General features: G+C 37.0%; 13 protein-coding genes and 1 riboswitch. Of the genes, 11 read left to right on the top strand and 2 right to left on the bottom strand.

Going from position 1 to position 14351, the window contains the following annotated elements; all coding sequences use genetic code 11:
- Window positions 1-31 precede the first annotated feature (31 nt).
- The 11 genes from panB to EL260_RS24710 all read left to right on the top strand — a co-directional run bounded on the left by panB (window position 32) and on the right by EL260_RS24710 (window position 9023).
- Window positions 32-847 (top strand): 3-methyl-2-oxobutanoate hydroxymethyltransferase, encoded by an 816-nt coding sequence (gene panB, locus EL260_RS24760; RefSeq protein WP_123858175.1) that lies wholly within the window; start codon window positions 32-34, stop codon window positions 845-847.
- Between the two features lie 9 nt (window positions 848-856).
- Window positions 857-1180, top strand: coding sequence for a hypothetical protein (locus EL260_RS24755; RefSeq protein ID WP_123858174.1), 324 nt, complete (start codon window positions 857-859; stop codon window positions 1178-1180).
- 5 nt (window positions 1181-1185) lie between these two features.
- A complete protein-coding gene (locus EL260_RS24750) occupies window positions 1186-1863 on the top strand; it encodes an RluA family pseudouridine synthase (protein WP_123858173.1) in 678 nt (225 codons plus the stop codon).
- A gap of 14 nt (window positions 1864-1877) precedes the next feature.
- Window positions 1878-2720: a hypothetical protein gene (locus EL260_RS24745; protein WP_123858172.1), complete on the top strand. Its 843-nt coding sequence runs from the start codon at window positions 1878-1880 to the stop codon at window positions 2718-2720.
- A gap of 105 nt (window positions 2721-2825) precedes the next feature.
- A riboswitch (TPP riboswitch) is annotated at window positions 2826-2921 on the top strand.
- A gap of 57 nt (window positions 2922-2978) precedes the next feature.
- On the top strand, window positions 2979-3185 hold the full coding sequence (gene thiS, locus EL260_RS24740) for a sulfur carrier protein ThiS (RefSeq protein ID WP_123858171.1): 207 nt from the start codon (window positions 2979-2981) through the stop codon (window positions 3183-3185).
- Window positions 3186-3209: 24 nt separating this feature from the next.
- Window positions 3210-5021, top strand: coding sequence for a phosphomethylpyrimidine synthase ThiC (gene thiC, locus EL260_RS24735; protein WP_123858170.1), 1812 nt, complete (start codon window positions 3210-3212; stop codon window positions 5019-5021).
- Complete coding sequence (locus tag EL260_RS24730) at window positions 5018-5605, top strand: thiamine phosphate synthase (RefSeq protein WP_123858169.1); 588 nt, start codon at window positions 5018-5020, stop codon at window positions 5603-5605. The genes thiC and EL260_RS24730 overlap by 4 nt, the downstream gene beginning before the upstream one ends.
- 165 nt (window positions 5606-5770) lie before the next feature.
- On the top strand, window positions 5771-6391 hold the full coding sequence (locus EL260_RS24725; protein ID WP_123858168.1) for a thiamine phosphate synthase: 621 nt from the start codon (window positions 5771-5773) through the stop codon (window positions 6389-6391).
- Window positions 6384-7160 carry a thiazole synthase gene (locus tag EL260_RS24720; protein ID WP_123858167.1) on the top strand — a complete coding sequence of 259 codons (777 nt, stop codon included), beginning with the start codon at window positions 6384-6386 and terminating at the stop codon, window positions 7158-7160. Before EL260_RS24725 ends, EL260_RS24720 begins: the two co-directional genes overlap by 8 nt.
- Window positions 7161-7171: 11 nt before the next feature.
- Window positions 7172-8290 (top strand): 2-iminoacetate synthase ThiH, encoded by a 1119-nt coding sequence (gene thiH, locus EL260_RS24715; RefSeq protein WP_123858166.1) that lies wholly within the window; start codon window positions 7172-7174, stop codon window positions 8288-8290.
- 22 nt (window positions 8291-8312) lie between these two features.
- Window positions 8313-9023 carry a HesA/MoeB/ThiF family protein gene (locus EL260_RS24710; protein WP_123858165.1) on the top strand — a complete coding sequence of 237 codons (711 nt, stop codon included), beginning with the start codon at window positions 8313-8315 and terminating at the stop codon, window positions 9021-9023.
- Window positions 9024-9213: 190 nt separating this feature from the next.
- Here the strand turns inward: EL260_RS24710 and EL260_RS24705 are convergent, their stop codons facing one another.
- Window positions 9214-11433, bottom strand: a complete 2220-nt coding sequence (locus EL260_RS24705; protein WP_123858164.1) for a TonB-dependent receptor domain-containing protein — start codon at window positions 11431-11433, stop codon at window positions 9214-9216.
- A 535-nt stretch (window positions 11434-11968) separates the two neighbouring features.
- Window positions 11969-14236, bottom strand: coding sequence for an aconitate hydratase (locus EL260_RS24700; RefSeq protein ID WP_123858163.1), 2268 nt, complete (start codon window positions 14234-14236; stop codon window positions 11969-11971).
- Window positions 14237-14351: the final 115 nt, after the last annotated feature.

Raw genomic sequence — 14351 nt, 5'->3', positions numbered from 1 at the left:
GACTTTTTAACTTTTAAAAAATAGATAAATTATGTCTGTTCACTCTGAAATTAAAAAAGTTACGACTGAAACCTTGCGCAAAATGAAATTCGACAAGGAAAAAATAACAATGCTTACTGCTTATGATTTTACCACGGCAAAGATGGTAGATGCAGGTGGAGTAGATGCTATTTTGATTGGAGACTCTGCAGCGAATGTAATGGCGGGTTTTGAAACTACGCTACCTATTACATTAGACCAAATGATCTACCATGCTCAAAGTGTGGTAAGAGGAACCGACAGAGCTTTGGTGGTAGCAGATCTACCATTCGGAACGTATCAGAGTAATCCTGAAAAAGCATTAGAGTCTGCAGTAAGAATGATGAAAGAAGGAGGCGCGCATGCCGTGAAAATTGAAGGCGGAAAAGAGATTTCAAAATCTATTAAGAAAATAATCAATGCCGGAATTCCTGTAATGGGACACTTAGGATTAACTCCACAGTCTATTTATAAATTCGGAACGTATAAAGTAAGAGCAAAAGAAGAGGCAGAAGCTGAAAAGCTGATTGCTGATGCACAGCTTTTAGAAGAATTGGGATGCTTCTCTGTTGTATTGGAAAAAATTCCTGCAGAATTAGCTAAAAAAGTTACTGAGAGTATTTCTATTCCTACAATAGGAATTGGTGCAGGAGCAGACTGTGATGGTCAGGTTTTAGTGTATCATGATATGGTAGGAATGAATAAAGGGTTCAGTCCAAAATTTTTAAGAAGATATCTTGATCTTTACACAGAAATTACTGGAGCAGTGTCTCAATATGTAAAAGATGTGAAGAGCATAGAGTTCCCTAACCAAAACGAAAGTTATTAAAATTAATTCATGCAAAATCAACAACAATCTATTCAGGGAATCCTATCTATTGCAGCATTGATCTGCTTAGCCATTGGCTGGTTCAATTTATTTTCACCTGACATCAATCATTTATTGTCCAGAAAAGTCTTCTATATTCTGATAGGAGCCAGTTTCTTTATTCAGGCACCAATGCTGACCAATAAAAACTTTATGTATGCGATGTATGCAGCAGCAGGAGTTTGTGTAGTTGGAGCTTTACTGCCTGAAAGTCCAATGATTTCAGGGCTTAAAACAATTGGCCTTTTAGCAGGGATTATTCTTTCAATGTCAAATAGAAACCGTAACAGATAGATTTAATGAAGGAGCAGATTGTATATGAAGACAACCACCTTCTGGTAGTGAACAAAAAAGTTGGTCAGCTTGTACAAGGTGACAAGACTGGTGATGAATCACTATTGGAATCTATTAAGAATTTTATAAAAATAAGAGATGCTAAGCCGGGAAATGTTTTTCTCGGCTTGGTTCATCGTATAGACCGCCCTACTTCAGGTTTGGTCATTTATGCTAAAACTTCAAAAGCGCTTTCCCGTCTTACTCAAATGGTGAAGAATCGTGAAGTTAAAAAGACTTATTGGGCCGTAGTGGGAAAAGAGATAATTCCACAAAGCCAAAGACTCGTTCATTATTTAAAGAAGAATGAGAAGAATAATAAGGCGATTGTTTTTCCAAAAGTTACAGAAGGAGCTAAGGAAGCTATCCTGGCCTATAATGTTATAAAGACTTTGGATAATTATCTGCTTCTTGAAATAGATCTTGAAACGGGAAGGCACCATCAGATAAGAGCTCAGCTATCTAAGACAGGCATTCCAATCAAAGGAGACTTAAAATATGGTTCTCCGCGTTCCAATCCGGATGGAGGAATTAATCTTCATGCAAGGAAATTGGAATTTATTCATCCTGTAACCAAAGAAGAAATAGAAATTATAGCTCCTGTTCCGCAGAATGATGCTGTTTGGAGGGCTTGTGAAGAATAACCATAAACTATAACATGAAATTCAAATCACTTTTATTAGCCACATTGCTGGTTATGGCATCTTGTTCAGACAATGATGAAATGCCTATTGATAATTCACAACAGACGGTTACTGAAAATACAAGCAAAATCTCGTGGAATTATCCTGTTTTATCACCTGTGTTTAATGAATTGGAACAAAATTATATTTTCGAATATGATTCTCAGGGAAGAGTTAGTAAAAAAGTAGGAGGAAAGTTGGAACTTTCTGGAAGCACGGGTTTTTCTTATGCTTATTCAAAATCAGTGTATACAATGATAACGTATACAGGAAATACAGCAATTATGAAAAACTATAGCTCTGACCCTAGTTTCAATGTTCAATTGAAGGAAAGAAGGTTTGAATTTGATAATCAAGGTAGAGTTATTAAATTAGTTATTCCAGAGGTTAATAATTCATATATGGATAAGTATTTGACCTATACTTATGACGCTTCAGGAAAGCTAATTGAGATTTTAACTCAATATCCTAACGTTCCATACGATCCAACTGACCCACAAGATTATATTTTGACGTACGTAGAAAAGTTTATTTATAATAATTCAGGAAATTTAGAAAAGGCAACTAAAACTCAAAAGCATAATAATGTTGATGCATACATTACGAACGAAATTACATTTGATAATTTTGATTCTGCACAAAATCCATTTAAGAATTTGGGAATTTTTGAAGATTATTTCTACTTTTCATTATCAAAAAATAATCCTCAGAGAAGAATTTCAAAAGAATATCAACCTTATAGCTCCGAATTTTTTCTGAATCAATCAAATTGGACTAATCAATATAATACCAATGGCAGGTTAAAGCTTTTCTATTAAAGCATTTTGAATAAATATTAATAAGATCCATCTCCAAAGTTGAGATGGATTTTTTGTTTCCTGAAAATTTGATTTTGCCCATTCTGAAAAAATAGCTAACTTCGTCCCACACTTTAGGGGTGTCTGTTTTTACAGACTGAGACTTTACCCTTTGAACCTGATCTGGATTATACCAGCGTAGGGAAAAGTAGATGACTTTTGCTGTACATTCTATTGTACAATAATGGCCATTCCTAAAGTATATTTAAATTATTAGGAATGGAACTTATAATCAACCACACCCGAAAAACATTTGATGTACTTCCTGAAAACCTGGAAGCATTATTGGCTATGGAATTACCTGGAAAAAAGAAGGGTATTGCCGTAGCACTCAACAACCGTATTGTTCCGCTGTCAGCCTGGGCGGAGACTCCTCTTAACAATCAAGATTCAATTTTAATCATTACTGCCACTCAGGGCGGATAATTCTCATATTTAATACCAATATTTATGGCTCATTCAATTACATGTTCGCCATTTCCGAACTCAAAGAAAATTTATGTTGAAGGAAAAATTCATCCTATCAGCGTAGCAATGCGTGAAATAAAGCTTAGCCCCACTAAGCTTAGCAATGGAAATTTTGAAGAAAATGCTCCGGTAACCATTTATGATACTTCCGGTCCCTATACCGATGAAAATAGTGTAATCGATATTCAAAAGGGACTTCCAAGAATAAGAGAGCAATGGATTCTGGACAGAGAAGATGTTACGATTCTGGAAGGAATTACATCTGAATATGGGAAAGCCCGTCTGGCAGATCCAAAACTTGATGAATTGCGCTTTTCTTACGATCATAAACCTAAGGTTGTTCAGGATGGTAAGGAACTTACTCAACTTTATTATGCAAAACAGGGAATTATTACTCCTGAAATGGAATACATTGCGATCAGAGAAAACCAAAGAATAGAACAGCTTGCAACGGTTCCAAAAGAAATGGCTTGTCAGCATATCGGAAACAGCTTTGGAGCGAATACTCCAAAAAGCAAAATTACTCCAGAGTTTGTAAGGGATGAAATTGCTGCAGGAAGAGCTATTATCCCGAATAATATCAATCACCCGGAAAGTGAGCCGATGATTATCGGACGAAACTTTTTGGTAAAAATCAATGCGAATATTGGAAACAGTGCGGTTTCGTCAAGTATTGATGAAGAAGTGGAAAAAGCAGTATGGGCTTGCCGATGGGGTGCAGATACCATTATGGATCTTTCTACAGGAAAGAATATTCATGAAACCCGAGAATGGATTATCAGAAACAGTCCGGTTCCAATTGGTACTGTTCCGATTTATCAAGCGCTAGAAAAGGTAAAAGGAGTACCTGAAGATTTAACCTGGGAAGTTTTTAAAGATACCTTGATAGAACAAGCAGAGCAGGGCGTGTCTTATTTTACCATCCATGCCGGAGTTTTATTAAGATATATTCACCTGACAGCAAACAGAGTAACGGGAATTGTTTCCAGAGGAGGTTCAATTATGGCAAAATGGTGTTTGTATCATCACAAGGAAAACTTTTTATACACTCATTTTGAAGAGATTTGCGAGATCATGAAGAAGTATGATGTAGCTTTTTCATTAGGAGACGGTTTACGTCCTGGATCTATTGCTGATGCCAATGATGCGGCTCAGTTTGCAGAGTTGGAAACATTAGGCGAACTAACAAAAATTGCCTGGAAGCACAACGTACAGGTGATGATTGAAGGCCCTGGGCACGTTCCGATGCACATGATCAAAGAAAACATGGAGAAACAATTGGAAGTATGTGATGAAGCACCTTTCTATACTTTAGGTCCCCTAACTACAGATATTGCACCAGGCTATGATCATATCACTTCAGGAATTGGAGCAGCAATGATCGGATGGTTTGGATGTGCAATGCTTTGCTATGTAACCCCGAAAGAACATTTAGGTCTTCCGAATAAAGACGATGTAAAAGTAGGGGTAATTACTTACAAATTAGCAGCCCATGCTGCGGATTTGGCAAAAGGACATCCGGGATCGCAATACAGAGACAACGCATTAAGTAAAGCGAGATTCGAATTCAGATGGGAAGATCAGTTCAACCTTTCGTTAGATCCGGATACCGCCAGAGCCTATCATGACGAAACGCTTCCTGCTGATGGAGCTAAAATTGCCCATTTCTGTTCGATGTGCGGGCCAAAATTCTGCTCTATGAAAATCACACAGGAAATTCGTGAATCTGCAGAGAAAGGAATGTTTGACAAATCACAAGAGTTTATTGAAAAAGGAAAAGAAATTTATATATGATTCTCGTCATCACTCCTGAAACCATAGTTCCGAATGAATCAGAGATTATCAATCAAATGTTTCATGATGGGCTTGATTTGCTTCATATCAGGAAACCTTGGACCAGCCCACAAGAAATGACTGAATTTATTGATAGTATTGATCCTTCATTTTATGCTCAATTAGTACTGCATAATCATTATGAGCTTGGAAAAAACTATGGAATTTCAAGATTACACTTTAGAGAAGAAGACCGAAAAGTAAGAAGATACAAACCTTTTATGAATGGTAATACAATTTCAACTTCTGTTCATGAGATCACTACTTATAATACTCTGGAAAAAGAATGGGAATATGCTTTCATAAGTCCATTCTTTCCCAGTATTTCCAAAAAAGGATATGGAATTGATTCAACAGTTATTGAAAGTTTAAAACAAAGAAATAATCCGGATGTAAAACTGATTGCTTTGGGAGGAATTGATTCTCATCGTATTCAGGAAGTCTTCGATCTTGGAGTGAATGGTGTGGCTTTATTAGGCGCAATTTGGGAGAGTGATGAACCTATACATGTTTTTAGAAAATGCAGGGACAAGGTCCTTTTGTAATTATCTACTATCAAAGCCTGCTTCAGTATGAGGCTTATCCTCAGCCATTGCAGGAGAGTTTGCAAAAGATGAAATTCTGGAAACAGCCTGTAAAAAATGAGAATTATATACCGAACAATTTTTAAAAAGCAATCCCTCTTTATTGGGAAGACATTCATAGTCAATATGGAAAAATTACAATACATATCACAAGGATATACAAAGCAGGAGCAGGAGCAGAATATTCGTAAAGCTTTAGATAACGGGATAAAATGGGTGCAAATCCGTTGGAAAAATGCACCTGAAAATGAATTAATAGACCTTTGTGAAACTTCAAAGCAACTTTGTTCAGAATATCAATCAATTTGCATTATCAATGATCATGTACAGCTGGTGAAGACAATAGATGCGGATGGGGTTCATTTAGGGTTAGATGATGGTTCTATTCAGAAAGCGAGACTAGTTCTGGGTGAAAATAAGATCATTGGTGGAACAGCCAATACCATTTCAGATGTCCTTCAAAGAATGAATGAATCATGTGATTATATTGGTTTGGGCCCATTAAGATTCACTTCTACAAAAGAAAAGCTCAGCCCTATTCTTGGATTTGAAGGTTATCAGGAAATTATAGACCAGCTTGGTGAAAAATCGATTGTGATTCCCAAGATATTTGCCATTGGAGGAGTTCATCTCAAAGACATTCAACAATTACAAAAGATCGGAATTTATGGAGTAGCGGTTTCTGGTCAGATTACGAATGAACCGGCTCTCGTTAATGAATTTAAAAAAGCAATGATATATGCATAATCAAAAATTAATAATAGCAGACAGAACTTTTGAATCGAGATTATTTTTAGGAACAGGAAAATTCGGAAGTCTTGAAGATATGGCAGCCTCTGTGGTGGCATCAGAATCCAATATGGTTACGATGGCTTTAAAGAGAATTGATGCCCAATCACAAGAAGATGAGCTTCTGGGCTCATTAAAAGGCACAAATGTTCATCTTTTGCCCAATACTTCAGGAGCCAGAACAGCAAAAGAAGCCGTTTTAGCAGCACAATTAGCCAGAGAAGCTTTAGAAACGAACTGGGTAAAGCTGGAAATTCATCCGGATCCGAAATATTTATTGCCGGATCCTATTGAAACACTTTATGCAACCGAAGAATTGGCAAAATTAGGTTTTGTGGTGATGCCTTACATTCATGCTGACCCTGTTTTATGTAAACGTCTTGAAGATGCGGGAACAGCCGTAGTAATGCCTTTGGGAGCACCTATTGGAACGAATAAAGGATTGAGAACATTAGATTTTTTAGAAATTATCATCAGCCAAAGCAAGGTTCCTGTGGTGGTAGATGCGGGAATAGGCGCTCCATCGGAAGCCGCAAAAGCAATGGAAATGGGGGCAGATGCTGTTCTTGTGAATACAGCCATTGCAGTGGCAAGAAATCCGGTGAACATGGCCATAGCTTTTAAAGAAGGGGTGATTGCCGGAAGAAGAGCTTTTGAATCAGGATTGGGAGCAATAGCAAATCATGCTGAAGCATCAAGCCCATTAACTTCGTTTTTGTTTGAATAAAAATCAGAATAATGAATAGTTTTAAGGAGGTTTTCGAGGAGTACCAATGGGATGAGATAAAAGGCAGACTTGAAAAAGTAACAATCTTCGAGGTTCGAAACAGTCTCCAGAAAAGACATAAAACATTGGATGACTTTCTGAACCTGCTTTCACCGGCAGCTTCACAAGAGTTGGAACTTATGGCTACTATGACAAGAGCTCTTACTCAGAAACGTTTTGGGAAGACCATTCAGTTGTATGCTCCGTTGTATCTGAGCAACGAATGTCAGAATATCTGTACGTACTGCGGATTCAGTCTGGATAACAATCTCAAGAGAAAAACACTTTCTAATACAGAGCTGATGATTGAATCTTCGGTTTTAAAGTCGATGAGAGTGAATCATGTTCTTCTGGTGAGTGGGGAAGCCAATAAAATAGTAGGTGTTCCTTATTTTCAGAATGCCGTTCGTCTACTGAAACCCCATTTTTCCAATATTTCTATTGAAGTACAGCCTTTGGAGGAAAATGAATATAGACTTCTTCATGAGGAAGGCGTACATTCCGTATTGGTGTACCAAGAGACTTACCATCAGGAGGTATATAAAGAATATCACCCGAAAGGTAAAAAATCCAATTTCCATTTTCGTTTAGATACTCCCGACAGAATTGGCCGAGCCGGAATTCATAAAATGGGGCTAGGGGTTTTACTTGGGCTGGAAGATTGGCGTGTAGACAGTTTCTTTAATGCTCTTCACATCGATTACCTGCAGAAACAGTACTGGAAAAGTAAGTTTTCAGTATCATTTCCGCGATTGAGGCCGGCAGAAGGAATTATTGAACCTAATTTTGTTATGGAAGATAAGGATTTGCTACAACTGATCTGTGCCTACAGAATCTGGAATGAAGATCTTGAAATATCCATTTCCACCAGAGAAAACGAAACTTTCAGAAATCATATTGTAGCACTGGGTGCCACCACCATGAGTGCAGGTTCAAAAACAAATCCGGGCGGATATGCTGTAGATAAAGAATCATTGGAGCAGTTTGAAACCAGTGATGAAAGAAGTATGGAGGAGATCAAAAATATGATTAGACGATCAGGGTATGATCCGGTGATGAAGGATTGGGATTCCGTTTACAGTGGAGTTTAAATTTCAATGATGATTGTTTAATATGCAAAGCGAAGATATTTTTAAAAGATACAGTCGCCAAATCTTTATTGATGAAATAGGATTGGAAGGACAAAAGAAAATAATAAATGCAAAGGTTCTGGTTATAGGTGCCGGAGGGTTGGGGAGTCCTGTAATTCAATATCTGGCAGCCGCAGGAGTGGGAACTTTAGGATTGGCAGATTTTGATACAGTGGAACTTCACAATCTGAACCGCCAGATCATTCATAATGAAAATGAAATAGGAACATTGAAAATCAAAAGTGCTGAGAAATTTGTGAATACCCTTAATCATCAGGTAAAAGTAATAGGAATTGAACAAAAGATTGATGCAGTCAATGCTTCACAAATTCTTTCCCAATACGATATTATTGTAGATGGATCAGACAATTTCTCAACAAGATATCTGGTAAATGATACCTGTGTAGCATTGGAGAAAACATTGGTGTACGGAAGTATCTTAGGATTTTCCGGGCAGGTTGCCGTATTCAACTATAAAGGAAGCAAAAATTTAAGGGACCTCTTTCCTGAACCTCCTTTTGACGAAGAGATGCGAGATTGTGACAGTCTTGGAGTCTTAGGTGCCTTGCCAGGAATCATCGGAAGTATGATGGCGCTTAAAGCCTTGAAAATAATTACCAATCTTCCTGTAAATCTAAATCAGTTAACATTAATTGATACACTGAACTGGAGGTTTCAAACGTTAGATTTTTAGATAATGCTCTAAGGGCATTTTTGTTTCTCGAAGATTACGCAGATGTCACAGATTCTGTTGGATAATATCTTTATACTGATGAAGAAAAATCTGCATGAGATACAACTTCTTTATTATAATCAATAGAAATAAAAATGAGACAATAATCCTATTACTGTCCCATTTTCGTTTATTATATCATTTAAATCTATTACTGTCCTTGTTGCATAACACCGCCATTATCCTCTTTTTTGGTTTGGTTCAGGATATTGGGATCCTCTTTTGCTAATTTGTTTCTCGTTGGAATTTTATAATTGATAGATAATCCAAAGTTTCTTGAATCATATTTGGTCCTTAGTGTAGCAGTTTCTCCTGATGGTGGATTAGAACGAACCTGCATTACCTGACCATTGAAAATGTCATTGGCAAAAACAGAAAGGGTGAGACGATTATTCATGAACTTTTTAGTAAGTGTAATATCTACGTTGTTATTAAACGGTTTTTCTGCTGTAAAATAGAAATATCCTGCCTTGGGAGTCAGATAACTGTAATTAGCCGTTAATTTTATATCTTTTGGCAAGATCAACTGGGTTGAAACATTAAAAATCCAAAAACCTTTATTATTCAGATTATCTATTTCATGCTTTTGATATCCGGCATACACGTACATAAAGTTAATTTTATCAGGATTAAAATTAAACTTCATCACCTCACTAAGAGATTTACTAAATAACATAAACGGGATAGGGAGCCCTACATTGAAGTTGTGAATCTTCATGTTGGAAATATTAATCTGTTCATTAAATAAATTTTTTCCATCCCTTTTGATGATTTGAGCTATCTGATTCTGAGCCGAACTCACACTATATCCTATAAATGCGTAATCAAAAGCAGAAATCTTTATTTCGTAGTTATCAAAAATGGTTGGCTGTAGGTTAGGATTTCCGTTCACCTGAGTATTGGGTCCTTGGAATGTTGTATTGTTTGGGTTAAGTGCAGAAATACTTGGTAAACTGATCTTTTTGTTGTAGTTGGCAGCAATAGAAACCTGGCTCATTAGGTTATACTGGATGCTGGCATTAGGAAACAGTTTAAATTTATTAAACGGAAGAAGATCCTTTTCAACAACCACCCCGGTACTGTCAATTGCCCGGGTTATTCCGGAAATATCATAATTTTCTGCGCGGGATCCTAAGGTAACATCAAACTTTTTAAATTTTGCCTGAAACTCTAAATATGTAGATGCCGTTTGTCTTTGATAATCTAGATTTGTCAGGCCTTTACTTTTAGTATCAAAGTTTTGTTTTTCATACAACCCTCCGAAACTTACCTTTCCCCCATCAAGAATTTTAATTGGCTGAGAATAATCCACTTTAAAAGTAGCAATTCTCATGTCAGATTTGTTGTTAAGGATGTTACCTCCAATAATATCAATGGGTTCATTATCACTATATTTTCCTTTTCTGAAAATATTATCCTGGTCAAACCTGCTGTTAGACTTTGTATATCCAAATTGAAAATCTAACTTCTGAGACTTGTCATTAAAACGTTTCTGATAGGTTACAACGGCTTCCTGTCTTAGGCTATTGGTATTAGAGGCATCTGAAGCGTCAAAAATAAAATCTCTGTAATAAAATCCATTAGGTTTTGTCTTGTCTTCTATTTTTTTGGCACCTTCACCGTCGCTTAAAGTGTAGTTGTCATTATTGTTGTGGTAAATATCATAATTCAATAATAGCCTGTCCTGTCCAAGATCAAATGTTAATGCTGATTTTGCAAAATAACCACGGCCAATTCTATCTGTATTACTTCCTAACAGATTATCTTGATTAGAATTCAACATACTTTCACGGTAGTTCTGTCCCACATTCAGCTGCCATCCGAAAAGCTTATTTCTTGCATTTAAATTGATTGAATTACTGGTTCTGCTTCTGAACTTATCATAGCTTGTAAATGTGTAATTTCCTGAATAAGTTGCGGTTAAATACTTGTTCGCATTTTTATTCGTAATAATGTTTAAGATTGCACCTCCTGAAGTAGCTGGAAATTCTGCACCGGGTTGCGTGATTATTTCAATTCTATCAATAGAATTAGCGGGCATCCCTTCTAGAAAGGAATTCAGCTCATTAGAAGTAATATTAAGAGGTCTCCCATTAAGATAAGTCTCCAGAAATTTCCCCTGGTACATCATTCCGGCAATATCTGTAGCTACAAGTCCTGGAAGCTTTTTAATTCCTTCCAGAACATTCCCGTTATTAAGCTGAGGCTGTTCAGAAAAATCGAAAATTGTACGGTCAGCCTTTTGTTCAACGGCTTTTTTAGTTTTGGTGATAACAATGCCGTCAATTTGTTTTTCTTTATTGTTATCTTTTTCCTGTGCAAAAGCAAGTACCGAACTTACCAGCAATAGAGAGAATAGAGTTTTTTTCATATTGTTTTTACTACTATCCGGTTAGACGCTTAAAAAGAAAATTTGTTACAGATCGTTAGAGAATTTTATTGATTTTTAGAATCTGATATTCATGCCGTTTATCATTATTCTTGTTAAAATTAAAAGTAATGGAATCAAAAAATGGGTACTGCCAGAGCAGAAAATTCCAATAGGGGATAGCTATTATAAAACCAATCTGTTAGAGAGATTAAAATAGAATAGGGTAGTAATTCAAACCTTATAGGTTTCTAAAACCTATAAGGTTTAGAAGTATCCAATCACTCAGGATTTGCGTAATCAGTAAAACCTGTGTGAGATTAAAAAAATCGCGCAGATTTCTGAGATTGAGCAGGTTTTTTTGGACTTAAAGCCAATGGGATTTTTATTGATGATGAAAGTGGACTAAAGTCCGCTCCTATTGAATTTTATAACTTTTGTATTATGAATGTTTATGTCATTATTTTAAAGAAATAAATCAAAAAAAGACGACTTCAATAGAAGCCGTCTTTTTATTAATCGATCTAACAATTAATTCTTATTTCTCTTGTTGTTTAATCAAGTTTAGGGCAGAACCAGCTTTGAACCAATCAATCTGTTGATCGTTATAAGTATGGTTAGCCATAATGATATCTTTTGTTCCGTCTTTGTGAACGAACTCTAGTGTTAATTGCTTTCCTGGAGCAAACTGGTCAAGATCTAAGAAATTAACAGTGTCATCTTCCTGAATCTTGTCATAATCAGCCTCATTAGCAAAAGTGATCCCTAACATCCCTTGTTTTTTAAGGTTAGTTTCGTGGATTCTCGCAAATGATTTTACCAGTACCGCCTTTACACCAAGGTGTCTAGGCTCCATAGCAGCGTGCTCTCTTGAAGACCCTTCACCGTAATTTTGGTCTCCTACAACAATAGTTGGAACACCTGCAGCTTTGTAAGCTCTTTGTACAGCTGGAACTTCACCATATTCACCCGTTAATTCATTTTTAACGTGGTTGGTTTCCATATTGTATGCATTTACAGCACCAATTAACATGTTATTGGAAATATTATCAAGGTGACCTCTGTATTTCAACCATGGTCCAGCCATAGAAATGTGGTCAGTGGTACATTTTCCGAATGCTTTGATTAATACTTTAGCTCCTGTGATGTTTTTACCATCCCAAGCGGGGAACTCCTCTAATAATTGAAGTCTGTCTGAAGTAGGGCTTACATTAACGACAACACTTGAACCGTCTTCTGATGGAGCTTGATATCCATTGTCATCTACAGCAAATCCTTTTTCAGGAAGTTCGAAACCTTTAGGCTCGTCAAGTTTTACCTGCTCACCAGCTTCATTTGTTAAAGTATCTGTAATTGGGTTGAAATCTAATCTACCTGAGATCGCAACAGCAGCAACCATTTCAGGAGAAGCTACAAATGCGTGGGTATTGGGGTTACCATCAGCCCTTTTCGCAAAGTTTCTATTGAAAGAGTGAATAATGGAGTTTTTCTCTCCTTTTTCTGCACCTTCTCTATCCCATTGTCCGATACATGGTCCACAAGCATTCGTAAAGATTCTTGCATTTTCAAATTTTCTGAAAGAATCTAAAAATCCGTCTCTTTCCGCTGTAAATTTCACCTGCTCAGAACCTGGGTTAATTCCTAAGATAGCTTTAGGCTTTACTCCTTTAGATACTGCATCTTCTACAATAGAAGCAGCTCTTGATAAATCTTCATACGAAGAGTTGGTACAAGAACCAATAAGAGCCCATTCCACTTCCAATGGCCAACCGTTAGCCTCAGCTTTAGCTCTGAATTCAGCAACTGGAGTCGCTAAGTCCGGTGTGAAAGGTCCGTTTAAGTGTGGAGTCAGCTCAGAAAGGTTTATTTCAATTAATTGATCGAAATATTGTTCCGGGTTAGCATATACTTCTGCATCACCCGTTAAGTGTTCAGCAATTTTATCAGCTGCGTCTACTACATCCTGTCTTCCTGTAGCAGCAAGGTATCTTCTCATGGAATCATCATATCCAAAAGTGGAAGTCGTAGCTCCAATTTCAGCACCCATATTACAGATAGTACCTTTACCTGTTGCTGAAAGAGATTCTGCCCCTTCACCGAAGTATTCTACAATACATCCTGTACCTCCTTTTACAGTAAGAATTCCTGCTACTTTTAAGATCACATCTTTAGCGGAAGTCCAACCATTCATTTTACCGGTTAATTTAACCCCGATAAGTTTAGGCATTTTGAGCTCCCAGGCCATTCCTGCCATTACATCTACTGCATCTGCACCACCTACACCAATGGCAACCATTCCTAGTCCGCCGGCGTTTACAGTGTGAGAGTCAGTTCCAATCATCATTCCTCCAGGGAAAGCATAGTTTTCCAATACCACCTGGTGGATGATTCCTGCTCCTGGCTTCCAGAATCCGATTCCGTACTTATCACATACAGAACTTAAGAAGTTGAACACCTCAGAGTTTTTGTTGATACCCTCTTGTAAATCTTTATCAGCACCTACTTTCGCCTGGATCAGGTGATCCGCATGAGCCGTTGATGGAACAGCCACTTTAGTTTTTCCAGCCTGCATAAACTGCAAAAGTGCCATTTGTGCTGTTGCATCCTGCATAGCTACTCTGTCCGGTGCAAAATCTACATAAGAGTTTCCTCTTTCATATTCCTGTGTAGCATTTCCTTCCCAAAGGTGGGTGTAAAGAATTTTTTCTGAAAGGGTAAGAGGTTTTCCCACGATTTGTCTTGCCGCAGCAATTCTCTCAGGATAGCGCTCATACACCTTTTTGATCATATCAATATCAAAAGTCATATCGTATTTAGTTTTGTTCTTTTTTCCGTTAATGTTCCTTTCTCTTATATTTGAAAAAGAAAATCATTTTTTTATATATCAAAAAATGTTCCTATAATCCATAAATAGGAAGGTT

This window comes from Chryseobacterium nakagawai (assembly GCF_900637665.1).
GTDB classification, from domain to species: domain Bacteria; phylum Bacteroidota; class Bacteroidia; order Flavobacteriales; family Weeksellaceae; genus Chryseobacterium; species Chryseobacterium nakagawai.
The sequence above is the reverse complement of the archived record's forward strand: the minus strand, read 5'-3'. Positions and strand labels throughout refer to the sequence as shown.